The organism is Clostridium tetani (assembly GCF_900167265.1).
Lineage (GTDB): Bacteria > Bacillota > Clostridia > Clostridiales > Clostridiaceae > Clostridium_G > Clostridium_G tetani.
Genome location: NZ_FUWT01000006.1, coordinates 79,195 through 102,276 on the forward strand (window position 1 = coordinate 79,195; position 23,082 = coordinate 102,276).

Below are 23,082 nucleotides of genomic sequence, written 5' to 3' on the forward strand. Positions count from 1 at the left end.
TATGTGTTAAAATGGCATTTGTAAGCCGCACAGAAAAGGTTGAAAACATAATCTTATGTACCTTAATGGCGAGTCTGGATAGAGGAGGTGTTTTTATAATGTACGCAGTTGTAGTTACAGGAGGAAAGCAATATAAAGTTACAGAAGGTGACGTATTATTCGTTGAAAAACTAGATGCAGAAGTTGATGCAGCTATAGAACTTGACAATGTACTTGCAATAAGCAAAGACAATGGTGAGTTTGTAGTTGGAAAGCCTGTAGTTGAAGGAGCTAAAGTAACTGCTAAGGTTTTAAAGCAGGGAAAAGCTAAAAAGGTTGTTGTATTTAAATACAAACCTAAGAAGCACTACAGAAAGAAACAAGGACACAGACAACCATATACAAAAATTCAAATAGAAAAGATTAATGCGTAATCATGATTACAGCAATCTTTAAAAAGAAATGTAATAATATAATTTCTTTTAACATTGAAGGACACGCAAATTCAGTAGAAGCTGGCTATGATTTAGTTTGTTGTGCTGTATCAGCAGTTTCAATAACTATAGCCAATGGTATAACTGAGGTTGCAAAAGTAAACTCTTCTATTCATATGGAGGATGGTTTTTTAAGTTTAAATTTAGAAAACAATAGTTTAGAACATATAAATAAATGTCAAATGTTAATGGAAACTATGATTCTTGGTTTGAAAAGTATAGAGAGAAATTACAGTGAATATATAAACGTTATAATAGAGGAGGTGGAGTAATATGTTACTAATGAACCTTCAGTTATTTGCTACAAAAAAAGGAGTAGGTAGCTCAAAGAACGGAAGAGATAGTGAAGCTAAAAGACTAGGTGTTAAATGTGCAGATGGTCAATTTGTTTTAGCTGGAAGTATATTGGTAAGACAAAGAGGAACTAAAATTCATCCAGGTCAAAACGTAGGCAGAGGTGGAGACGATACATTGTTTTCCAAAGTAGATGGAGTAGTAAGATACGAAAGAGTTGGAAAGAATAAAAAGAGAGCTTCAGTTTATCCTATAGATGTAGAGGAAGTAATTGCAGCAGAATAAAATAAAAAAGCACCCTTTTTAGGGTGCTTTTTTAAAATTAATTCTTAAAAGGGTGAGGTAAATGGAAAAAGTGGGGTTAGTTATAGATAGTTTAAGGACTCAAAGACATGACTTCATGAATGAAATTCAAGTTCTATATGGATATATGCAAATAAATAAATATGAAGAAGCATTAAATTATTTAAAAAAAATCAGTGAAGAAAATGAAAATATAAGTCAACTGTATAGCCTAGGAGATAAATTTTTAGCATATATTTTAGAAAACAATATAAAAAATATTAATAAATATGGTATATTATTAGATATAGAATTAGAGATATCATCCTTTAATGATATTTATTTTGAAGATGGATTTTATAAAAAAAGACATTTAGTAAATAATATATTTAATGAATTAAAAAAAGATGCAGAAGAAATATATGTATATTTATTTGAAAATGAACTTGGAAAAAGTTTGTTAATATCTAATGATGAAGAAGTTAAAGATGAATTGGATTGGATAGAAGAGTGGGATAATATCCAAGTAGATATTGAAAAATTCTATGTTTATAGGTATAAATGGAGTGGTCACATAGGATATAGAATAATTTTTGATAAAAATTGAAAAAGAGGTGAAGGAAATTTGTTTATAGATAAAGCTAAAATATATGTAAAATCAGGAGATGGCGGCAATGGATCAGTATCTTTTAGAAGAGAAAAGTACGTTCCATTAGGAGGGCCAGATGGAGGAGACGGCGGTAAAGGTGGAGATATTGTATTGGTATCAGATCCAGATATGACAACACTTTTAGATTTTTCATATAAGAGAAAGTACAAGGCTGATGCTGGAGAGGGTGGTTCAAGGTCAAGAAGCTATGGAAAGGATGCAGAAGACCTTTATATAAAGGTTCCTATGGGAACTGTTGTAAAAGAGGCATCTACTGGAAAGATAATGGCAGATTTATCTCATGAAAATGATAAAGTGGTAGTGGTTAAAGGAGGAAGAGGCGGAAGAGGAAATGCAAGATTCGCAACAGCTACAAGGCAAGCACCTAACTTTGCAGAACCAGGTATGCCAGGAGAAGAAAGAGAAATAATTTTGGAATTAAAGCTTTTAGCTGATGTAGGATTGGTGGGATTCCCTAATGTAGGTAAATCAACAATTCTTTCTACAGTTTCAAATGCAAAACCTAAAATTGCTAATTATCACTTTACTACTTTAAAACCTAATTTAGGAGTAGCATCTATAAAAGGATTAGAACCTTTTGTTATAGCAGACATTCCAGGAATAATTGAAGGAGCTTCGGAGGGAGTAGGTTTAGGGCTAGATTTCTTAAGACACATTGAGAGAACTAGAGTACTTATCCATGTAATTGATATATCAGGTATAGAAGGAAGAGATCCTTATGAAGATTTTTTAAAGATAAATGAAGAACTTAAAAACTATAGTGTTAAACTATGGGATAGACCTCAAATTGTTGCTGCTAATAAAAGTGACTTAGTTGCAGAAGATAAAAGATTTGAGGAATTTAAAGAAAAGATACAAAAATTAGGGGATTATAAAATATTTAAAATATCTGCAGCAACAGGAGAAGGTATTAAAGAATTAATGGCAGAAGTTTCAAAGACATTAGCTACTATACCTGTGACACAAGTGGAAATAAAAAGAGAAGATTTATTTATACCAGAAGAAAAAAGATTTACTTATGAAATCCTTAGAGAAGATGATGGAACTTTCGTTGTAGAAGGAAGTTTTGTAGATAGATTATTGGGAAGTGTAAATGTAAATGAACCAGATGGACTAAGATATTTCTATGTAGTATTAAAAAATAAAGGAGTTATAGATGACCTTATAAAAAAAGGTATAAAAGATGGAGATATGGTAAGGTTAAATGACTTTGAATTTGAATTTGTAATTTAATTAAGATTAAATAGGAGGAAATTATGATAACTAGTAAACAAAGAAGCTACTTAAGATCATTAGCTCATAATATAGATCCAATATTTCAAATAGGTAAACTTGGAATAGAAGAAAACTTCTTAAAACAAGTGGATTCTGCTTTAGAAGCAAGAGAGCTTATTAAGATAAAAGTATTAAACAATAGTGAATTTACAGCTAGAGAAGCTTGTGAAGCATTGTGTGATGAATTAAGATGTGAAGGAGTTCAAGTTATAGGAAATAAACTTGTCTTATATAGAAAATCTCAAAAGAAGGCTACAAAATTAGAATTACCTTAAAAGGAGTATTGAGTACTATATGAAGAAAAAAGCTATATTTGGAGGAACCTTTGATCCAATTCATAATGGTCACCTCCATATAGCCTATAAGGCTTTAAATAGATTAAAGTTAGATAAAATAATATTTATACCTTCTGGAAATCCGCCTCATAAGCACAAAGAGTGTATAACGGATAAAAATATCAGATATAATATGGTTAAATATGCTATAGAACAGGAAGATAAATTTGAGATAAGTGATTATGAGGTAAAAAAGAAGGGGAAAAGTTATACATATGAAACCATTGAACATTTTAGGAAGTATCACCCCAATATAGATTTATATTTTATTGCAGGGGCAGATTGTTTAATGGATATACATAAATGGAAAAACATTGATAGTATGATGGAAAAAGCAAAACTAGTTGTATTTAGTAGACCAGGTTTTTCAATGGATACTATTCTATTTCAAAAAAAACAAGTGGAAGAAAAATTTAAAAAGGATATAATATTTTTAGACATACCCCTTTTGGATGTTTCTTCCACTGAAATTAGAGAAAAGATAAAAAAAGGCGAAGATATTAAGGATTTAATACCTGAAAAAACATATAACATAATAAAGAAATATGGACTTTACAGATAAAATAGGGGGGAATCGGTGTGTGGAGTGAAGAAGAAATAGAAGATTATTTAAAGAAAAATTTAAAAGAGAAGAGATTCTTACATAGTTTGAGAGTAAAAGATATGGCTATAAAAATGGCTAAATTTTATAATATAGATATTGAAAAAACTAAAATGGCAGCATTAATTCACGATTGTGCAAAAAATAAAAAAAATGAAGAACTTATAAATATAGTAAAAAAATATGGATATGATATAGATAAGGAATGTGAAAAAAATATACAACTACTACACGGATTAGTAGGTGCAATAATTGCAAAAAATTTAATGGGAATAAAAGATCAAGATATATTAAATGCTATAAGATATCATACTACAGGTAGAGAAAATATGACTATGTTAGAAAAAATAATATATTTATCTGATTACATAGAACCAGGTAGAAAATATTCTGGAGTTGAAAAAGTAAGAGAATTAGCTTTTCAAGATATAGATAAAGCTTTGATAAATTCCTTCAATATAACTATAAAATATGTAATTGAAAAAGATCAAGTTTTACATTTAGATACTATAAAGGGGAGAAACTTTTTATTAAAAAATAGTAGGTGATTTAATTTGAAAAAGATTAAAAAAAGAAGAAAAAAGAATAGGGCAAAGGGTATATTTTTAATACTTCTTCTGCTGATTGCCACAACAGCTAGTTTTTTTTATTTCTATCTTTTAAGCTTTAGTGAAGGTAAAAGTGAAAAATCACCTCCAGTAATTAGCAAAAGTGGTGACCCAGTTAATATATTAATTATGGGTGTAGATATTGGTGGAATAGAAAGTGATAATGAACCTAAAAGAACAGATACTATAATTTTAATGAACTATAATCCTAAAAATAAAAAGATAAATATAGTTTCTATTCCTAGAGATACAAGAGTTGTTATAAATAACAATTGGCAAAAAATAAATAACGCCCATGCCATTGATGGAGTTAATGGGTTAATAAACTCTGTAGAAAATCTTTTAAAGGTTAACATAAATTATTATGCTAAATTAAACTTCAAAGGCTTTAGAAGTTTGGTAGATAGTGTTGGCGGAATAGATATGGAAATAGCTCAAAACATGTATTACGATGATGCATCTCAAAACCTACATATAAATTTTAAAAAAGGGGAGAAAGTGCATTTAGATGGAAAGAAAGCTGAAGAATTTTTTAGATGGAGAAAAAATAATGATGGTACAGGACTTGCAGAGGGAGATTTAGGAAGAATAAAAAACCAACATTTATTTATTGAGAAATTTATTGCAAAAGTAAAAAGTCCATCTACTATAGCTAGATTACCTATTATGTTATCTACTTTACCTAAGTATGTAGAAACTAATATGGAACCAAATGATATGGTTAAATATGCCTACAACTTTTTAAGAGTTGAAAAATCAGATATGCAAATAAGAACTCTAAAAGGAGAGGCAAAGTATATAGGGAAGATATCCTATTTCATATACGATGAGAATGGAAATAGGGATATTATAAGCATGTTTAGAGGGGGAACTAGTGAAAGTTCTTATAATATAAATGAAGAGGATATAAAAGTGGAGATATTAAATGGGACTAATGTAAATGGATTGGCAGCTACCATAGGAAAGAAAATGAAGGCAAAAGGATTTTCAAATGTATCTGTAGGAAATACTAATCAATCTAAAGAGTCTAAAATAATAGCCAGTGGATTAGATAAAAAAACTTTAAAAAGTATATCTAAGGAATTAGGAATAAAAAATGTTGAAAATTCTAGTTTAAGAGATAGGGGAAGATTTGTAAAAGTAATTATAGGAGAAGATTTTAAAAAATAGTTTGGCAAGGAGTGACCAGTTATAAGTAAGCTAGAGTATAATTATGAAAAAGAAGAAGAATGTAATATAAAAGAATATTTAAAGTATCAATTAAAAATTTCAGGAAGATTTATAAGAAAGTCCGCTAGAAATGGAAGAATAAAAGTAAATGGAAATAGGGTTAATTTAAGATATATCCTAAATAAGGGAGACCATATAGAAATAGATCTTGATAAAAATGAAAGTCAAAATGTAGAGCCGGAAAAAATGGAGTTAGATATAGTTTATGAAGATGAAGATATTTTGGTAATAAATAAAAATCCAGGTATTGTAGTACATCCTACTAAAAGCCATCCAAGAGGAACTTTATCTAATGGAATATTGTATTATTTTGAAGATAAAGGTGAAAATTGCATAGTTAGATTAGTTAGTAGATTAGATAGGGATACATCAGGACTTATAATAATTGCTAAAAATCAATTTGCACACATGGCATTGGCTAGAGATATGAACAAGGATACTTTTAAAAAGTTTTATTTAGCCATTATTCATGGAAAATTAACAAAAAAAGAAGGAACTATAGACTTACCTATATATAGACCAGAAGACTCTAGTTTAAAGAGAGTAGTGGATCAAAAAGGACAGAGAAGCATTACTCATTATAAAGTAGTAGAGGAGTTTAAAGATGCTTCTTTAGTAGAATTTTTGCTTGAAACAGGTAGAACACATCAAATAAGAGTTCATGTAGAACATTTAGGGCATCCTATCATAGGGGATAGTTTATATGGTAATGAAGATGATACAATGTATATAAATAGACAGGCGTTACATGCTTATAAGCTAGTTTTTCCACATCCTAGAACAGGAGAGATACTAGAATTGTCTTGTGATATTCCATCTGATATTAAGGATTCAATGGAAATTTTTAAAAAAAGAGAGAATAATTAAAAGAAATCCATATTAGAGTTAAGGTCTAATATGGATTTCTTTTATGGAATTAATAAAAATACTTACGTTGCTGTTTTTTTCTTTTCACTTTTTTTCTAAATCTAATTATAGATACCATAAAAATTAAAAATAAAACTACAAAAATGGTAAAGAAAATTAATTTATTCTCAGAGTTTATTTTAAAAATAGAAGTTTCATGATTACGATCACTAGCTAGATTCAATGTGCCGACATTATTATTATTTAAAAGAACTTGAGCATTTAAGATAGTATCTCCTTTATGAAAGGAAATTGAATTTAAATTTTTCTTTTCTAAATTTAAAATAGCCGTTGAAGGATCATTCTTTTCTTTTATATAATAAAAATCATCACGGGCAATTAAATTTAAGCTTAAATCTTTCTCATTATATGCTGTTACAATATCACCTCTAGAATACATTTTTATTAATTCAAAATTATTAAATCCATAGTTCAAAAGGTTTACAGAATCTTCAAAAAAAGTTTTTTTGCTATCATGTATTAATACTACTATAAGTTGAAAGTCGCCCCTATTAGCACTTACAACATAAGAATGTTGTGACTGTGTTGTGTAACCAGTTTTACCGCCATTACAACCTTTAAAATAATATTTAGAATTTTGTTGAACCAATTTATTTTTATTCCACAAAGGTCTTTCTTTTTTACTTTTGTTAGTTGGTTTTATCTTATATGTAATAGTATTAGATATTTTTCTATAATCTTCATACTGAGAAACTTCTTTCATAATTAAAGCTAAATCCTGTGCGGTGGTTCTATGTTTAGCGTTATAAAGACCATTAGGATTAACAAAGTTAGTATTAGTACAGCCAAGTTCTTTGGCTCTTTTATTCATTAATTTAGAAAAATCATTTATAGAACCGCCAATATGTTCAGCTAAAGCTTCAGCGGCATCATTAGCTGATTCTAAAAGTAGAGCATATAATAAGTCTTTTACTTTTAGCTTTTCTCCTTCATGAATAAATATTTTACTTCCATCAGCTAAAGGAGGTTTTTTACCAACTACTACTTCATCATCTAAGTTACAGTTTTCTAAAGTAAGAAGTGCTGTCATTATTTTGGTTGTAGAGGCAGGAGGGTAAGGCTTATTAATATTTTTTTCATATAATACTTTCCCAGTTTTTGCATCCATTAAAATAGCCCCATCAGCAGATACAGAAGGTGGCTTTGAGGTTTTAGCATTGATTGTAGCAGAATTAATACAGACGAAACTAAGGAAAAATATTAAAAATGTTAATATATATTTTTTCATAATTATCCTCCTTAACACCATTAAAAATAATTATATCAAAAAAATAATTATAATGCGATAATTATTTAGGCATTTGTCAATAATGTGAAATAGTAAAACTTTCTAAGGAGGTAATATAAATTGAAAAATTCTAAAAAAATTGTAGGGTCTATAATTTTTTTAACTATATTTATTATATTTTTGGTTATAGGTTATTTTATAAAAGATAAAAGAGGAGAAACCGAAATAAATGACGTTTTTCAGGAAGTTGTTGTAGATGAAAAAGTTAATGAAGGAACTATAATAGTATATGTAAATGGGGAGGTTAAAAAGCCTGGAGTTTACAGGTTGAAAGAAAACAGCAGAACAGAGGATTTAATAAAGGTATCAGGAGGATTTACCGAAAAAGCGGACAGAGAAATATTAAATCTTGCTAAGAAATTAAAGGATGAAGATTATATATATGTAGATACAATAGATGAAGGAACTTCAGTGGCAGGTAAAAGAAAAAAGGATAAAATAAACTTAAACAAAGCCAGTAAAGAAGAATTAAAATCTATTCCAGGTATTGGTGATGTTACAGCAGAAAAGATTGTAAACTATAGGAAGGAAAATAACGGATTTAACTCTATAGAGGAAATAAAGAATATAGATAGAATTGGAGAAAAAACCTTTGAAAAAATAAAAGATAAATTAGATGTGAGATAGAAGATGAAAGAATATTCTATTAACTTGTTGACAGAAACTAATAAATAATATATAATTATACAATAAATGGGAGTATTCAATTTAAACAAGCTTTTAGGAAAGAAAAGTGGCTAATATATATGGGGGCTTGAAATAGGAGAGATGTCTATTTGAAGTCTTTTTGTTAACTTAATAAGATATCTATAGAAAAAACGTAAGTAAATAGATGTATATATAGTAAATGAAGTAAATGAAGAAGAAAATGAAGAAAATTAAGATTTTTGATATGTTATAAAACTTTACAAATACAAAAATTTGAAATAATATTATAGTTAGACAGTTATAGTGTGAAGTCAGATATAAGTTTTTTAAAAATTACATTATTTTATTGTGAAATGTAAAAAATATAGGGGGAGAGTTTTATGGTTAGCTTATGCCAAGGAAAAGGTATAATTTTTTATAGTGAATTTTCGAAAAATAAAAATTATATAGAAAAAAGACTAAAAATGGACCTTGCTGAGGAGATTGTATGCATAAAAAACATCTCCTTAATTCCTATGGATAAGGATATATACGAAAAATACAAGACTAATAAGTTGAAACTTTTAGTTCTTGTTGCTGCTATAAGTTTAAAAAGAGAAGGTATAGTAGAATTTGATTTGGAAAACATATTAGGAAGAATAAATATACTACTAAAATATTATGATATGAATTGTCCAGAAAAGAGAAATACTAAGGTATATTTTAAACCTAATCTATCTAAAATAACTAATATGGTAAAGGTCAAAGAATTAGGATCTGCATGTCTGTAAAATAAATTTAATATATAGTATTTAAAAATCCAAATAGAGATTATCCCCTTTTCATCGATTACAATAGATTTACTTAACAAGTTATATTGATGTAAAAATAATTATATAATATAATTGTTAGGTAAGTTCTACTTTAAGAAATATGAAGGGGTTTTTTTGTTTGATTTAGATACATGTTTAGGATTTATAACTAATAATGTTGCAAAAGAAGTAGCAGAATGCTTTAATGATCGACTAAGCTTATTGGGTATAACTAGAGTTCAATGGATAGCTCTTTACTACTTAGGGAAAGAAGGTACTATTAGTCAATGTGACCTTGGGGAGAAAATGGCAATTAAGGCATCTTCAGTAGCTAGATTAATAGATAGAATGGAAAGAGAAAAATATGTTGTAAGAAAAAGAAGCAAAGAGGATAAAAGAAGAGTCGATTTATATCTTACTGATAAAGGAAAAGAACTTAGAGAAAAACTTCTACCAGAGGGAGAAAAAATGAGTCAGTTAGTATCAAAAGGAATTAGTAGTGAAGACATACAAGTATTTAAGGATGTTTTACATAAAATGAGTGTAAACTTAATGGAAGAAAATAAATAATTAAGGTACAAAAATTTAAAGTACCTTGAATTTTAAAAAAACCATTGCTATACTAATAATTAGGATAGCAATGGTTTTTAAAATATGTAAGAAAAGAGGAGTATATATGATAAAAGAAATTAAGTTAGAAAAACTATTTCCAGGTAGTAAAGAAGGAAAAGTAGGAAAGATTCATAAAAGTATAGGAGATGGTATAAAATCAGGAGAAGTTTTAGTGGAGGTAGAGGGTAAAAAAGGTAATATACCTATAAAAGCAAAAGAAGAGGGTAAAATACATAGTATAGAAATAGAAGAAGGGACCACCGTAAAAATAGGAGATGTTTTATTAAAAATAGAAATAGAAGAAGTAACCTTAGATGAATTTGTAATAGATAAAGATGAATTTGCTAAGAAATCTGAACTAAAGAGTTTAGAATGTGATGTAGCCATATTAGGTGCAGGACCTGGAGGATATGTTGCAGCTATTCAAGCAGCTAAACTTGGTGCTAAAGTTGTTATTGTAGAAAAGGATAAAGTGGGAGGAACTTGTCTAAATAGAGGTTGCATACCAACTAAAGCCTTTGTAAGATCTTCAGAGGTATATAGTAATGTAAAAAATTCAGAAAAGTATGGAATAAGTCTAGAAAATCCTTCTATAGACATTAAAAAGGTAGTAGCAAGAAAAGATAATATTGTAGATAAACTTGTAGGAGGAATTCAATATTTAATACAAAAGCATAATATAGAACTTATTTCAGGAAATGGTAAATTAATAGACAGGAATACTATAGAAACAAAAGATGCTTTAATTAAAGCTAAAAATATAGTAATTGCATCTGGATCTAAAGCAAGTGTATTGCCTATTAAAGGAAGTAATTTAAAACAAGTTATAACTAGTGAAGAGGCACTAGATCTAAAAGAAGTGCCAGAAAAAATCGCTATAATAGGCGGTGGAGTTATAGGCATGGAATTTGCATTTATATATGCAAATATGGGAGTAGAGGTATCTGTAATTGAGTATTTTGATAATATTTTATCAATGCTTGATGAAGATGTTATTAAGGAAATAACAGACATAGGAAAAGAAAAGGGAATAAAATTCTATACTAGCTCAAAGGTTGAAGAGATTTTAGAGGACGAAAATGAAGGATGTATAGTTAAATTTACAAACAAGGGTGAAGAAAAATTCATATTCTGCGATAAAGTATTAATGTCTGTAGGAAGACAACCTTATATGGAAAATATGGGAGTAGAAGAATTAGGAATAGAATTAAATCAAAATAAAAGAGGAATTAAAGTAAATACAAAAATGGAAACAAGTGTATCTAATATATATGCTATAGGAGATGTAACAAATGTAATACAATTAGCTCATGTTGCTTCTCATCAAGGTATTGTTGCTGTAAAAAATATAATGGGTAAAGATATTCAGATAGATTATTCAGCAGTACCAAGTGTTATATTCACTGAGCCAGAAATTGCTGTTGTAGGTGTTTGTGAAAAAATAGCTAAAGAAAATAATTTAGATGTTGAAGTAGGTAAGTTCCCATTCTCAGCTAATGGTAAAGCGTTAACTCTAGGGGAAGATAGAGGTTTTATAAAAGTTATAAAAGAAAAAGCTACAGGCAAGGTTGTAGGAGCATCTATTATAGGAGCACATGCATCAGATTTAATTGCAGAGCTTACATTGGCAGTTAAAAATGGATTAACATCAGAGCAAATAGCAGAAACTATACATGCTCATCCTACAACAGCAGAAGTTGTGCATGAAGCTTCTTTAGCAGTAGAAGGAGGGGCTTTACATTTTGCAGAATAAGCTAAATTTAAAAATAATAAAATCTGATAGTTTTAGCCCTTATCATAATTTAGCTTTAGAAGAATTTCTATTTAATAATTTAAAAAAAGATGAGGTTATATTTTATTTATGGCAAAATGAAAATACTGTAGTAATTGGAAAAAATCAAAACCCATGGAAAGAATGTAATGTGTCATTATTTCAAAGTGAAAAGGGATTAGTTGCTAGAAGACTTTCAGGTGGGGGAGCAGTGTACCATGATCTAGGTAATTTAAATTTTACTTTTTTAATGAGTGAAGGTTTATATGATTTAAGAAAGCAGCTTAGTGTAATAATAGATGGGCTAAACAGTATAGGAATAAAAGCAGAATTTAGTGGAAGAAATGATATTGTAGTAGATGGTAAAAAAATATCAGGAAATGCTTTTTATTTTGATGAAGGTAAAGCCTATCATCATGGAACCATTTTAGTAGATGTAAATGTAGATAAATTACAAAGATATTTAAATGTATCTTCGGATAAGATAAAATCTAAAGGTATAGATTCTGTAAGAAGTAGGGTTATAAATTTAAAAGAACTACATAAAGACTTAACTATAGATAAAATATGTAAAGCTATGACGAAGAGTTTTTCAAGGATTTATCATGGAGAATTAAATAATTTACATGTAAGTTCGAGTAATACTGAATTAATAGAGTTGCAGAATAAATATTCTTCTTGGGAATGGTTGTTTGGAGAAACACCTGAATTCGAAATAAACTTTGAAAAAAGATTTAGTTTTGGGAATATAGATATAGGATTTGCTCTAAAGGATGCTGTAATTAAAAAAGTTTTTCTGTATTCTGATATGCTTAATACAGAATTAATTTCTAAAATAAAAAATGCATTAACAGATGTTCATTTTAATGTAGAAGATATATGTAAAAGTATTGATAATTGTACTGAAAAAGAAGAAGAAAAAAATATAACAAAAGAAATAGTAAAATGGATTAAAGAGGAAATGTATTAAAATAAGAAAGAGTCTATGAGAAGTTTTTACAAAAATACTTCTCTTCAGACTCTTTTTTATATCCATTTATTCAATTTTAAAAGATGGGAAAACTTTAAGACTTAATTTATATACAAAATCAAACATTATATCTCCAAGTAAAATGGCAGATATAACATCCATAATTACATGCTGTTTTACAAATAAGGTAGATATTATTATGGATATAGACATAAATGCTACTAAATGTTTAATTTTTTTAGAACAGGCTACAGAATTTACACCTTTAATCATTAAATAAGAAGTTACAACATGAATACTTGGAAAACAATTAAAAGGTTTGTCAAATTTATATATTAAAAGGGTTAAATAAGAAAATATATCATTGCCATAAATATCTGGCCTTGGAACAGTGGTTTGAAAAAAATAATATATTAAATAACAGGACAAAAGACATAAATTTAAAGTGATCAGAGTCCTGTAATATACTTTTAAATCTTTTAGACATAGAAATAAAAGGCTTAAAATCATAAAAGGATACCACAATATATATGGTATTATAAATTCCTTCATAAAGGGAATGTTATTATCAATGGTAGTAATCAATTGAAATACCCCACGAGTATTATTATTTAACAATGTATAAAATATATTAATTACAGGTATAGATAATAAAGCAAACATATGAATTAAATTATTTTTAAAATTGTTCATAAAGTACCTCCTATCCCTAATACATATTATATTATATATTAAACTACAAAACTTAAGAAAACCTTAAAATTTCTTTAATAATGTATTTAATTTAAAATAATCTTGGATATAATTTATTTAATGTGCCATTAATGAATGTGAAATACTATACGATAAGTTAATATATAGTATATAATAATTTATAGACTGGAGGGTTGGGCATGATAATAGGAACCGCTAAAATATATTTAAGGGCAGAGTGGGTACACTCACTAAAGGAAAAACGAACTATAGTGAAAAGTATAATTGGCAAAACAAAGAATAAATTTAATGTATCTATAGCGGAAGTGGAAAAACAAGATATTCATCAACATATAGTAATTGGTATAGCATGTGTAAGTAATGAAACAAATCATGCTAATTCTATGATTCAAAATGTGGTGAATTATATAGAGGGAATAACAGATGCAACAATAGAAGATGTTTATATAGAAGTACTATAAAAAGCAGTGAAGGTCACTATTTCACTGCTTTTATTAGGAAGTCTATGACAAAGCTTGGAGGTAAACAAATGATTGAATGGTATAGTAGGAGTTGGACTGAAGCTGTAAAGGATTTAAAAAGTCATGATGATATTGGACTAAATAGCCATGAGGTAGATAAAATTCAAGAGATAAAGGGTAAAAATGAAATAGATATACCAAAGGGTAAGGGAATCATACATATAGCTTTTTTGCAATTTAAAAAGCTTTGGTTAATTTTATTACTTGGTATTTTTATAATGTTTTTTTATAAAGATGAAATTTATCTATCGGCTATATTAGGAGTTATGTTTTTGATTAATATATTTCTTCTTACTTTAGGAGAATACAAAGAAGATAAAAGTTTATTAGAATTTGAAAAATTGAATTCTGAAGAAAGTTTAGTTATAAGAAATGGAGAGCAAATAAAGATACCCTCAGAGGATTTAGTACCTGGAGATATAATACTATTATATAAAGGTGATATTGTACCAGCAGATGTAAGAATAATTGAAAGTAATTTATTAAAGGTAAAAGAAGGGGCTGTAACTGGACAAGGTGACACGGTGGAAAAGTATAGTACTAAAATAGAAGATGAAGATATAAATCTAACTCAAATGGGAAATATACTATTTAGAACCTCAGTTGTAATAGAAGGAGACTGTAAAGGTATAGTAGTAGAAACAGGAGCTAATACACAGATAGGAAATATAATAAGTATGTTAGGGCAAGAAAAAAACAATAAATACTTATCTAAGAGAAAATTAAATAGCATAATAAATAAATATTCCGTAACTGCTATATGGATCATTGTTATATATATAGCTTCATTTGTAGCTTTTAATGGAATAAGTAAAGATTTTTTAATGAATATTCCATCCATAATTTTAGCATTTCTTCCTGGAAATATTTTTATAATGTTTACTTTAGTATCTTATTTCCTAATTAAATCTTTAAAAGAAAAGGAAATGAACATTAAGAATCTATCTGTAATAGAAAATTTGTCTAACGTATCTCTTATATTGGAAGAGAAAATAGGGATAATATCAGAAAGAAATATGGAAGTTGAAAAAATATATATAAGAGAAAGAATATTAGATTTTAAAGAGGTATGTATTTTAAATGAAAGTAATGAAGAGAGAAATCTGTTAGAAAGAATTTTAAGTATAGGGCTTTTATGTAATGATAGTAAATTTAAAGAGGGAGAATTTATAAATAAAAAACAGGACCTAGTAGAAATTGCTATAGCTAAAGGAGCATGGAAAAAAGGACTAAACTTAGAAAATTTAAAAATAGAATATCCAAGGGTATTACAGATCCCCTTCCAAAAAGAAAGAAGGTTAATGACTACCATAAATAAAATAGATAATAATTATAGAGCTAATATAAAAGGAAGTACTGACGCATTAATAAATAGATGTACTCATATACTAAAAAAGGATATAGAAACAGAATTAAAAGAAGAGGATATACTAAATATAAAAAATGCAGATATAGCAATGTCTAATAGTGGATTAAATGTTATAGCCCTAGCCTATAGGAACTTCAATTATGAACCTAGCTTAAAAGAAAATATAGAAAGTAATTTAGTTTTTGTAGGACTTATAGGAATAAATAATCCAATAAAAGAAAATATGAAAGAGATAATAAGAGAATCTAAACATATGAATATAAAGCCTGTAATTGTTACAGATGAAAATAAAATAACAGCTATGGAATACGGAAAAAAAGTGGGATTATTAGATAGAAAGAGTAGAATAATATCAGGAGTAGAAATAGATAATATTTCAAAAGGAGAGTTTTCTAAAATCATAGATGATATAGTTATATTCTCTAGAATAAATACTAAACATAAAACTCTTATATCGAAGGAATATAAAGAATATAATACACTCATGTCTGGAAGTAGAATAAAGGACTTGCCTTATTTAAAAAGTGCTGATGTAAGCATAGCATCTGGTATAAGCAATATTGTAAGAGAATTATCAGATATTACTTGGATAAATAGAGATTATCAGTCTATATTACAGCTTATAAAATTTTCAAGAAACTGTATAAAAGGTATAAACAAGAGTATGATTTATATTTTAATTTGCTCAATTTGCCAAGGCTTTGCTTTGTTATTATTATCTTTTTTAAATAAAGAGTTTTTTATAAGTCCGTGGAAAATTTTATGGACTGAAAATGTTACTGTTTTAATCTCAGCTATGGCTATAATGCTTGATTATAATATAGAAGATATTGAATACAGACAACAAAAAATTGATGTTAAAATTTTAGAGAAGAATAAATGTAAATTTATAAAAATGATATTATTTGTAACTATACTACTTCACTTTAGCATAGTTTTAATAAGTAAAGTTAACTTAGCCTATATAAGTGGACAAGAATTAGTATATTTAATAATGAATTTAATTTTTATTTTTTATGCATTTAAGTTTTCAGATAATGTATTATTTAAAAATAAAAAATCAAACATAATAATATTATTAAATATTATTATGCAATTTATGTTTGTATTCATATGAAGTTTTGAGTTTATTATAAGATTAGTTATTGTTTAAACCTCTATAAATTGGATAAAATGATATGTGGAGGTGCTTGTTTTATGTTGCAAAATATTTTTTTTACTAATTATACTGAAGCTGCAAAGATTACTTTGCAATTAATAAATTAAGAAGAAATTATATGGAAAGACCTTTAGTTTTTTATTCAATATCTTTATTTTTAGGATGTTTTTTTAGTATTATTTTTAATGAAAGCACTTATATTACTTTAATAATAATGCTTGTAATTCATATTGTAATTTATTTAACTTTAAGAGAAATTAATTTTACTATAATCATGTTTTTATTTTCGATTTTAGGAATAATTAGTTTTAATTTATACTTTAGCTTTCAACCTAAAACTGGTGCATTGATTAGAATAAATAATAAATACGATTATAGGGTAGAAGGGACTATAAAAGGTAGAAAACTTATATTAAAGAACAATATAAAAAAGTTAGAAGAAGGCCAACTTATAAAGGTAGAAAGCGGAGATTTTAAAAGGAATGTAGTATATGAAAAAGGAATAATAGGTGAATATAATATACAGCATTATGTTTTACAAAATAGGGATTTTAGAAGTAAAATATATAATTTAAAAAGAAATATAAATAATAAGTTTATAAATTCTTTAGGTAAAAAAAGAGGCTCAATAGTAGTATCTTTATGTTTTGGTGATAGTTCATATTTAGACAAAGAAGATAAAGATAATATCAAAAAGTTAGGTGTAATACATGCCCTAAGTGTTTCTGGTTTTCATTTAGCCTTAGTATATAAAATTTTTGAAATTATATTTACTATGAAATTTGCCATAATAGCTTCATATTTATATTTAGCTTTTACAGGATTTAAATACTCTACTATTAGAGCGTTTATAATGATTTTAGTTCTAAAATTATCAGATAAATTTTATGGAGAGTATGATAGTTTATCTTCTATATCTCTAGCTTTTTTAATAATTTTATTTTTAAAACCCTATGCTTTTATGGAGATAGGGTTTATGTTATCATTCTTATCAACTTTGGGAATTTTAATGTTTGATAAAAAAATTAGTAAATATATTTATTTTTTACCTTCAAAATTAAACAGTGCTATAAGCCTTTCATTAAGTTCACAAATATTTTTAATTCCCTACAGCTCATTTACATTAAAGGAATTAAGTATTGGATTTTTGCTAGGAAATATTTTTTTAATGCCTATTTTTTCAATGATAATAATTATAGGAGTAATAGGGGCGATACTATGTCCCTTTAAATATATATTTAACTTAGTTATATTAGTATTAAAAAATCTATGTATTCTTTTAGAAGGAGCTACCTATATACTTATAAAAGTATGCCCTGATTTAATATACATAGAAGAGATTTTTGGTATATTCATAATTAGCATATATATATGTTTTATGATGTATAAAGCTGGTAAAGTGAAATATAGATATCTACCCTTGTTTTTATTAGTAGCCGTATTTTTTAACGCATATACCGTTTTTCCAAAGGTATATATATTAAAAAATGAAAAAGTAAAAGCAACTATTATAAAGTATAAAGATGAAAGTATAATGTATTGCGATTATGACTTAGAAGAAGGAAAATATATAATAGAACTAAAAGATAATTTTAATATAGATAAAGTTATTACCAATGCAAAGGGATATCTTCCTATTCATATAAAAGAAAATAAACTAAAGGCTATTAATTTCTATAAAGAATACTTCCAGAAAAATATAGATAATTATGAAGGGTATGATATAATTTGTATGAAAAGTAATGATTATAAAGAATACAAAATTATATTTGGAAAAATATTTAGAATAAGATAGAATCAGAATAGGTGAGTTAAATGATTGATTTAAGAGCGTATAGGGAAGAAATTAAAAAGAATAATATTAAGAATTGTTATATATTTTATGGATCAGATGAAGATATGATTAAAGAAAATATAAGTCTTATAAAAAATAAATTAATAAAGGATAAATTAATAAATGAAGATTTTATTGACTTAAACTTTGCAAAATTCGATGGCAATACCTTAGAGAATTTTGATGAAGTTATAAATGCCTGTGAAACTCTCCCTTTTATGTCTAGCAAAAAGATTGTATTAATATACAGAGCTAACTTTTTAGGAAAGAATAAAAAGAGTGAAGGAGTATATTCGGCTTTCAAAAAGTATTTAGAAAATATACCAGAAAATACAGTGTTAGTACTTTATTACATATTTAAAGAAAAAAGAGAGAGAGTAGAGAACAAAGTTTTAAAACTAAATAAAAAATGTGATATTATAGAAATAAAAGATTTAAAGGGAAGAGATTTAGAAAAAAAGGTTAAGGATTTATTTGAAGAGAAAGGTAAAAAAATTGCCCTTGTAGAATTAAAATTATTTTGCTCTAATCTTCCAAATAATATGGGAATAATAGAAAAAGAAGTGGAAAAACTATGTTGTTATACATTAGAACGAGATATAACAAAGCAAGACATATATGATATGTTTCCTGCAAAACAGGAGGATGATATCTTTGTTCTTGTGGATAAAATGGGGGATAAAAGAGTAAAAGAAGCCATAGATAGATTCAATGAATTATTACATATAGGAGAGAGCATTTTTAATATATTATATATGATAGAAAGGCAGTTTAATTTAATATACCAAGTTTCTAGATATGTAAAAGAAGGTAAAACCATAGAAGAAATTAGTAGAATAATTAGATTACCTAATTTTATATGTACAAAATTAGTAGGGCAGAGTAAAAAGTTTACGGAAACTCAAATTAAAAATGCTATGGAAAGGTGTTTAGAAACGGAAAAAGTACTAAAAAGTACTTCTACTAATAAAAAAGTTGAAATGGAAATGTTAATCATACAAACTATAGCTATGTAAAAAAGAAAAGCCAACCTTAAGGGTGGCTTTTCTTTTTACTAGATTAAGCAGTTATTTTTGCTGATAATCTAGATTTAGTTCTAGCAGCTTTGTTTTTATGTAGTACTCCCTTTGAAGCTGCCATGTCTAAAGCTTTTATACACTTTTTAAGTTGAACCTTAGCTTCATCCATTTTTTCTTCTGCAACAAAAGTTAAGAATTTTTTAATATCAGTTTTTAATGCTGATTTTATCATTTTATTTTGAGCAGTTTTCGCTTCGATAACTTTAATTCTTTTCTTAGCTGATTTTATATTTGCCATTTCTTCACCACCTTATATTTTATTAAGGGTATAAGCAGTTTGGGAAATCTGCATACAAATCTCAATTTATTAACAAAGGATATTATATCATTTATTTCAAAGGACTTCAAGTGAAAGTTTTATTCACTATATAAAAGGAATATATTTATAATCCTGCGGAAAACTATGTTTAAAAGCATAGAAAGGGTGTAACAGTAAATGAGTGTTAGAACAGATTTAGCTGTGGAAGCTAAGGAAATATATGAAGAAAAAAATGCTGGAGAGATTCCAGGAGTAGAGCTAAAAGAATATAGACAAGGAAGAATAAAAGTTACAGAGGTAAATGTATTAAATGAACAAGGTGAAAAGGCTATGAATAAAGCCATAGGAAATTATATAACATTAGAAATACCAGATATAAACCAATACGATACACAATACAAAGAACACATAAGTAAAATTTTAGCAAAGACTTTAATGCCTTTATTAAAAATTGATGATAGTATGACAGCTTTGGTTGTGGGATTGGGTAATTGGAATATAACACCAGACGCCCTTGGTCCTAAAGTAATTGAAAAAATTATGATAACTAGACATCTAAAAGAGTATATACCAAATGAAATAGATGAGGGAATAAGACCCGTGTGTGGAATTTCACCAGGAGTGTTAGGTATTACAGGAATAGAGACAGCAGAAATAATAAAAGCAGTATCTAATAAAATAAAGCCAGATATAATCCTATGTATAGATGCTTTAGCTTCAAGAAGACTTGAAAGAGTGAATAGAACAATACAAATAGGAAACACAGGTATATCACCAGGAGCAGGTGTTGGAAATAGAAGAATGGAATTGAATGAAAAAACTCTAGGAGTGCCTGTAATAGCTATAGGTGTACCTACTGTAGTAGACGCAGCAACTGTAGCTAATGATACTATAGATATGGTTCTTGATGAAATGATAAAAGTAGCAGACAAGGATAAAAATTTCTATAATATGTTAAAGTCTTTAGATAGAGATGAAAAAGAAAGAATGATAAAGGAAGTATTAAATCCATATGTAGGTGAATTAATGGTTACACCTAAAGATGTTGACACATTAATGGATTCTATCTCGAAAATAATTTCTACTGGAATAAATATAGCTTTGCAACCGGCATTAGAGTTGGAGGATATAAATAGCTATTTAAATTAAGAATATAATCACAATCTTCTCATATAATTTTTATATGGAGGAGGTGTGAGATGAGGGCTAAATATTCTTTTGAAAAAAGAGGTAAGAACATAAAAAAACTATATGTATTACTTTTTATATCAACACTATTCATTATTTTACCGGTAGTGGCAAGAGCAAATCCTAATAAATATAGTGAAAAAAATAATATGTTCTATATTCAGGTATTAAATAAAAGCATACCTTTAGCAAAGGTTACTGTATTCGATGAAGAAAATTTAGCAGAAAATTCTTTTAGTGTAAAAAGAGAATTATTAAAGTTATTCAGTATAAAACCAGAAGAACCTCTAACAATTTTAGGAAAGGAAATGGCATTTATAGACACAAATGAAGTATATAATACAGATTATAAGCTTCATCCTTTTAAATTAGATGAAAAATATGTTTTAAAAGAAGAAAAAGTTGTTACTAAAGAACTTAATAAGAAGATTCACAACCCTAGTTTAAAAAAGAGATTAGATAAAAGCAAACCAGAAGTTTTTATTTATCATACTCATGCAACGGAAAGTTACAAACCAGAGGAGAATTTCTCTTTAGATTTAAATAAAACAGTTTGTGCAGTAGGAGACATTTTAACAAAAGAATTAGAAGATAACTATGGAATATCTGTAATACATGACAAAACAGTTCATGATGCCAATGCTTATGCTATGAGTTACGAAAGATCAGGAGTGACTGTAGATAAATATTTAAAAAAATATGGAGACTTTAAACTTGTAATAGATTTACACAGAGATGGGTTAGATAATCCCAAGGCGGTTACAACTAATATAAATGGAGAAAATGTTGCAAAAATAATGTTTGTATTGGCTCAAAAAAATCCTCATTATAAAGAAAATTTAAAGGTCGCAAATAGTTTATCAGAAATTTCAAATAAACTTTTTCCTGGATTTTATAGATCTCATCACTATTATGGTTATGGAACAAAATACTTTCATCAAAACAAGAGCAATAATTCTGTATTAATAGAAGTGGGTGCTAATAGTAACAATTTACAAGATGCTAAGAATTCAGCAAAATATTTAGCAAGAATCATTGGGGAATACATAAATGGAAAATGAATAATTAATTTAAGAATATAATCACAATCTCCTCATATAATTTTTATATGGAGGAGATGTGGTTTGAAGCGTAAATATTCTCTTAATAAAAGATATAAAAATATAAAAGGGGTGTACATATTACTTTTTATATCAACACTTTTTATTGTTTTACCGGTAGTAGTAAAAGCTAATCCTAATAAATATACTGAAAAAAATAATATGTTTTATATCCAGGTATTAAATAGAAGTATGCCATTGGTAAAGGCAACTGTATTTGATGAGGAAAACTTATTGGAAAATTCATTTAATGTAAAAAAAGAATTATTAGGATTGTTCAGTATAAAATTAGAAGATCCTTTAACAGTTCTAGAAAAGGAAATTTCACTTATTAATACAAGTGAAATATATAAGCAAAAAGATTATGAACTTGAACCTTTTAAGTTAGACGAAAAATATGTTTTAAAAGAAGAGGTTAAAAAGGAAATAAATAAAAAGATTCATAATCCTAATTTAAAAAAGAAATTAGATAAAAGTAAACCAGAAATTTTTATTTATCATACTCATGCAACGGAAAGTTATAAACCAGAAAATAATTTTTCATTAGATATGAATAAAAATATTTGTATAGTGGGCGACATTTTAACAAAAGAGCTGGAAGATAACTATGGAATATCGGTAATACATGATAAAACACTTCACGATGCAAATGCATATACTAGAAGTTATGAAAGATCAGGAGTAACTGTGGATAAATATTTAAAAAAATATGGGGATTTTAAGCTTATAATAGATTTGCATAGAGATGGAGTAAAAAATACTAAATTGATTGAACCATTTATAACTAGTATAAATGGAGAAAAAGTCGCGAAAATAATGTTTGTATTGGCAAAAGATAATCCGCATTATAGTGAAAATTTAAAAGTTGCAAATAGCTTATTAGATATTTCTAGTAGGGTCTTCCCTGGATTTTGCAAGCCACACCGTTGTTATGATCATGTTACAAGGCATTTTCATCAAAACAAGAGTAATAATTCTGTATTAATAGAAGTTGGTGCTAATAGTAACAATTTACAAGATGCTAAGAATTCAGCAAAGTATTTAGCAAGAATTATTGGAGAATACATAAATGGAAAATGAATAA

Annotated in this window: 25 protein-coding genes and 1 other annotated feature; of the genes, 22 read left to right on the forward strand and 3 right to left on the reverse strand. The window is 27.2% G+C overall.

All coding sequences use genetic code 11. The annotated features are described in order from the left end of the window. Window positions 1–12 precede the first annotated feature (12 nt). Window positions 13–86: a sequence feature (ribosomal protein L21 leader region), on the forward strand. A gap of 12 nt (window positions 87–98) precedes the next feature. From rplU to B5D21_RS06095, 10 genes are all read left to right on the forward strand, one after another. Beyond that, window positions 99–413 (forward strand): 50S ribosomal protein L21, encoded by a 315-nt coding sequence (gene rplU, locus B5D21_RS06050; RefSeq protein WP_011100219.1) that lies wholly within the window; start codon window positions 99–101, stop codon window positions 411–413. A gap of 2 nt (window positions 414–415) precedes the next feature. Continuing rightward, window positions 416–745, forward strand: coding sequence for a ribosomal-processing cysteine protease Prp (locus B5D21_RS06055; RefSeq protein WP_011100218.1), 330 nt, complete (start codon window positions 416–418; stop codon window positions 743–745). A 1-nt stretch (window position 746) separates the two neighbouring features. Then, the gene (rpmA, locus tag B5D21_RS06060) at window positions 747–1,052 is read left to right on the forward strand and encodes a 50S ribosomal protein L27 (RefSeq protein ID WP_011100217.1); all 306 of its coding nucleotides are present in this window, start codon (window positions 747–749) and stop codon (window positions 1,050–1,052) included. Between the two features lie 61 nt (window positions 1,053–1,113). Then, complete coding sequence (locus tag B5D21_RS06065) at window positions 1,114–1,656, forward strand: Spo0B domain-containing protein (protein WP_011100216.1); 543 nt, start codon at window positions 1,114–1,116, stop codon at window positions 1,654–1,656. Window positions 1,657–1,674: 18 nt separating this feature from the next. Then, window positions 1,675–2,952 carry a GTPase ObgE gene (obgE, locus tag B5D21_RS06070; protein WP_011100215.1) on the forward strand — a complete coding sequence of 426 codons (1,278 nt, stop codon included), beginning with the start codon at window positions 1,675–1,677 and terminating at the stop codon, window positions 2,950–2,952. Window positions 2,953–2,975: 23 nt separating this feature from the next. Further along, complete coding sequence (yhbY, locus tag B5D21_RS06075) at window positions 2,976–3,269, forward strand: ribosome assembly RNA-binding protein YhbY (RefSeq protein ID WP_023439045.1); 294 nt, start codon at window positions 2,976–2,978, stop codon at window positions 3,267–3,269. Between the two features lie 19 nt (window positions 3,270–3,288). Beyond that, window positions 3,289–3,891, forward strand: a complete 603-nt coding sequence (gene nadD, locus B5D21_RS06080; protein WP_011100214.1) for a nicotinate-nucleotide adenylyltransferase — start codon at window positions 3,289–3,291, stop codon at window positions 3,889–3,891. A gap of 17 nt (window positions 3,892–3,908) precedes the next feature. Beyond that, the gene (yqeK, locus tag B5D21_RS06085) at window positions 3,909–4,478 is read left to right on the forward strand and encodes a bis(5'-nucleosyl)-tetraphosphatase (symmetrical) YqeK (RefSeq protein WP_011100213.1); all 570 of its coding nucleotides are present in this window, start codon (window positions 3,909–3,911) and stop codon (window positions 4,476–4,478) included. A gap of 6 nt (window positions 4,479–4,484) precedes the next feature. After that, window positions 4,485–5,708, forward strand: coding sequence for an LCP family protein (locus B5D21_RS06090; RefSeq protein WP_011100212.1), 1,224 nt, complete (start codon window positions 4,485–4,487; stop codon window positions 5,706–5,708). A gap of 21 nt (window positions 5,709–5,729) precedes the next feature. After that, complete coding sequence (locus tag B5D21_RS06095) at window positions 5,730–6,635, forward strand: RluA family pseudouridine synthase (RefSeq protein WP_035109119.1); 906 nt, start codon at window positions 5,730–5,732, stop codon at window positions 6,633–6,635. Window positions 6,636–6,684: 49 nt separating this feature from the next. Here the strand turns inward: B5D21_RS06095 and B5D21_RS06100 are convergent, their stop codons facing one another. Further along, complete coding sequence (locus tag B5D21_RS06100) at window positions 6,685–7,923, reverse strand: D-alanyl-D-alanine carboxypeptidase family protein (protein ID WP_035109120.1); 1,239 nt, start codon at window positions 7,921–7,923, stop codon at window positions 6,685–6,687. Between the two features lie 120 nt (window positions 7,924–8,043). Here B5D21_RS06100 and B5D21_RS06105 point away from each other — a divergent pair, with 120 nt between their 5' ends. The 5 genes from B5D21_RS06105 (at window position 8,044) to lplA (ending at window position 12,775) form a co-directional block, all read left to right on the forward strand. Next, on the forward strand, window positions 8,044–8,610 hold the full coding sequence (locus B5D21_RS06105) for a helix-hairpin-helix domain-containing protein (protein WP_011100209.1): 567 nt from the start codon (window positions 8,044–8,046) through the stop codon (window positions 8,608–8,610). Between the two features lie 401 nt (window positions 8,611–9,011). Next, window positions 9,012–9,401 (forward strand): hypothetical protein, encoded by a 390-nt coding sequence (locus B5D21_RS06110; protein WP_011100208.1) that lies wholly within the window; start codon window positions 9,012–9,014, stop codon window positions 9,399–9,401. A gap of 156 nt (window positions 9,402–9,557) precedes the next feature. Continuing rightward, complete coding sequence (locus B5D21_RS06115) at window positions 9,558–9,992, forward strand: MarR family winged helix-turn-helix transcriptional regulator (RefSeq protein ID WP_035109121.1); 435 nt, start codon at window positions 9,558–9,560, stop codon at window positions 9,990–9,992. A gap of 106 nt (window positions 9,993–10,098) precedes the next feature. Continuing rightward, window positions 10,099–11,787, forward strand: a complete 1,689-nt coding sequence (lpdA, locus tag B5D21_RS06120; RefSeq protein ID WP_035124555.1) for a dihydrolipoyl dehydrogenase — start codon at window positions 10,099–10,101, stop codon at window positions 11,785–11,787. Then, window positions 11,777–12,775 (forward strand): lipoate--protein ligase, encoded by a 999-nt coding sequence (lplA, locus tag B5D21_RS06125; protein ID WP_011100205.1) that lies wholly within the window; start codon window positions 11,777–11,779, stop codon window positions 12,773–12,775. The genes lpdA and lplA overlap by 11 nt, the downstream gene beginning before the upstream one ends. Before the next feature lie 66 nt (window positions 12,776–12,841). On the opposite strand, the gene B5D21_RS06130 is transcribed toward lplA, so the two are convergent. Then, window positions 12,842–13,468, reverse strand: a complete 627-nt coding sequence (locus tag B5D21_RS06130) for a phosphatase PAP2 family protein (protein WP_011100204.1) — start codon at window positions 13,466–13,468, stop codon at window positions 12,842–12,844. Between the two features lie 200 nt (window positions 13,469–13,668). Between B5D21_RS06130 and B5D21_RS06135 the strand changes: the two genes are divergently transcribed. The 4 genes from B5D21_RS06135 (at window position 13,669) to holA (ending at window position 19,388) form a co-directional block, all read left to right on the forward strand. Further along, complete coding sequence (locus tag B5D21_RS06135; protein ID WP_035109127.1) at window positions 13,669–13,950, forward strand: DUF503 domain-containing protein; 282 nt, start codon at window positions 13,669–13,671, stop codon at window positions 13,948–13,950. A gap of 68 nt (window positions 13,951–14,018) precedes the next feature. After that, a complete protein-coding gene (locus tag B5D21_RS06140; protein WP_052042364.1) occupies window positions 14,019–16,496 on the forward strand; it encodes a P-type ATPase actuator domain-containing protein in 2,478 nt (825 codons plus the stop codon). 160 nt (window positions 16,497–16,656) lie between these two features. Further along, a complete protein-coding gene (locus B5D21_RS06145) occupies window positions 16,657–18,333 on the forward strand; it encodes a ComEC/Rec2 family competence protein (RefSeq protein ID WP_011100202.1) in 1,677 nt (558 codons plus the stop codon). Between the two features lie 20 nt (window positions 18,334–18,353). Beyond that, window positions 18,354–19,388 (forward strand): DNA polymerase III subunit delta, encoded by a 1,035-nt coding sequence (holA, locus tag B5D21_RS06150; RefSeq protein ID WP_011100201.1) that lies wholly within the window; start codon window positions 18,354–18,356, stop codon window positions 19,386–19,388. 43 nt (window positions 19,389–19,431) lie between these two features. Here the strand turns inward: holA and rpsT are convergent, their stop codons facing one another. Then, window positions 19,432–19,689 (reverse strand): 30S ribosomal protein S20, encoded by a 258-nt coding sequence (gene rpsT, locus B5D21_RS06155; protein WP_023439029.1) that lies wholly within the window; start codon window positions 19,687–19,689, stop codon window positions 19,432–19,434. A 198-nt stretch (window positions 19,690–19,887) separates the two neighbouring features. Between rpsT and gpr the strand changes: the two genes are divergently transcribed. From gpr to B5D21_RS06170, 3 genes are all read left to right on the forward strand, one after another. After that, window positions 19,888–20,859, forward strand: coding sequence for a GPR endopeptidase (gene gpr / locus B5D21_RS06160; protein WP_011100200.1), 972 nt, complete (start codon window positions 19,888–19,890; stop codon window positions 20,857–20,859). A gap of 50 nt (window positions 20,860–20,909) precedes the next feature. Continuing rightward, on the forward strand, window positions 20,910–21,959 hold the full coding sequence (locus B5D21_RS06165) for a stage II sporulation protein P (protein WP_011100199.1): 1,050 nt from the start codon (window positions 20,910–20,912) through the stop codon (window positions 21,957–21,959). Window positions 21,960–22,022: 63 nt separating this feature from the next. Then, window positions 22,023–23,078: a stage II sporulation protein P gene (locus tag B5D21_RS06170; RefSeq protein WP_011100198.1), complete on the forward strand. Its 1,056-nt coding sequence runs from the start codon at window positions 22,023–22,025 to the stop codon at window positions 23,076–23,078. Window positions 23,079–23,082: the final 4 nt, after the last annotated feature.

Bases quoted from the DNA above. Each gene is read 5' to 3' on its own strand.
- holA (WP_011100201.1), top strand. From the start codon at position 18,354: ATGATTGATTTAAGAGCGTATAGGGAAGAAATTAAAAAGAATAATATT.
- B5D21_RS06110 (WP_011100208.1), top strand. From the start codon at position 9,012: ATGGTTAGCTTATGCCAAGGAAAAGGTATAATTTTTTATAGTGAATTT.
- yhbY (WP_023439045.1), top strand. From the start codon at position 2,976: ATGATAACTAGTAAACAAAGAAGCTACTTAAGATCATTAGCTCATAAT.
- nadD (WP_011100214.1), top strand. From the start codon at position 3,289: ATGAAGAAAAAAGCTATATTTGGAGGAACCTTTGATCCAATTCATAAT.
- B5D21_RS06145 (WP_011100202.1), top strand. From the start codon at position 16,657: ATGGAAAGACCTTTAGTTTTTTATTCAATATCTTTATTTTTAGGATGT.
- B5D21_RS06135 (WP_035109127.1), top strand. From the start codon at position 13,669: ATGATAATAGGAACCGCTAAAATATATTTAAGGGCAGAGTGGGTACAC.
- rpmA (WP_011100217.1), top strand. From the start codon at position 747: ATGTTACTAATGAACCTTCAGTTATTTGCTACAAAAAAAGGAGTAGGT.
- lpdA (WP_035124555.1), top strand. From the start codon at position 10,099: ATGATAAAAGAAATTAAGTTAGAAAAACTATTTCCAGGTAGTAAAGAA.
- B5D21_RS06055 (WP_011100218.1), top strand. From the start codon at position 416: ATGATTACAGCAATCTTTAAAAAGAAATGTAATAATATAATTTCTTTT.
- rplU (WP_011100219.1), top strand. From the start codon at position 99: ATGTACGCAGTTGTAGTTACAGGAGGAAAGCAATATAAAGTTACAGAA.
- B5D21_RS06165 (WP_011100199.1), top strand. From the start codon at position 20,910: ATGAGGGCTAAATATTCTTTTGAAAAAAGAGGTAAGAACATAAAAAAA.
- B5D21_RS06140 (WP_052042364.1), top strand. From the start codon at position 14,019: ATGATTGAATGGTATAGTAGGAGTTGGACTGAAGCTGTAAAGGATTTA.
- rpsT (WP_023439029.1), bottom strand. From the start codon at position 19,689: ATGGCAAATATAAAATCAGCTAAGAAAAGAATTAAAGTTATCGAAGCG.
- gpr (WP_011100200.1), top strand. From the start codon at position 19,888: ATGAGTGTTAGAACAGATTTAGCTGTGGAAGCTAAGGAAATATATGAA.
- B5D21_RS06065 (WP_011100216.1), top strand. From the start codon at position 1,114: ATGGAAAAAGTGGGGTTAGTTATAGATAGTTTAAGGACTCAAAGACAT.
- B5D21_RS06130 (WP_011100204.1), bottom strand. From the start codon at position 13,468: ATGAACAATTTTAAAAATAATTTAATTCATATGTTTGCTTTATTATCT.
- B5D21_RS06100 (WP_035109120.1), bottom strand. From the start codon at position 7,923: ATGAAAAAATATATATTAACATTTTTAATATTTTTCCTTAGTTTCGTC.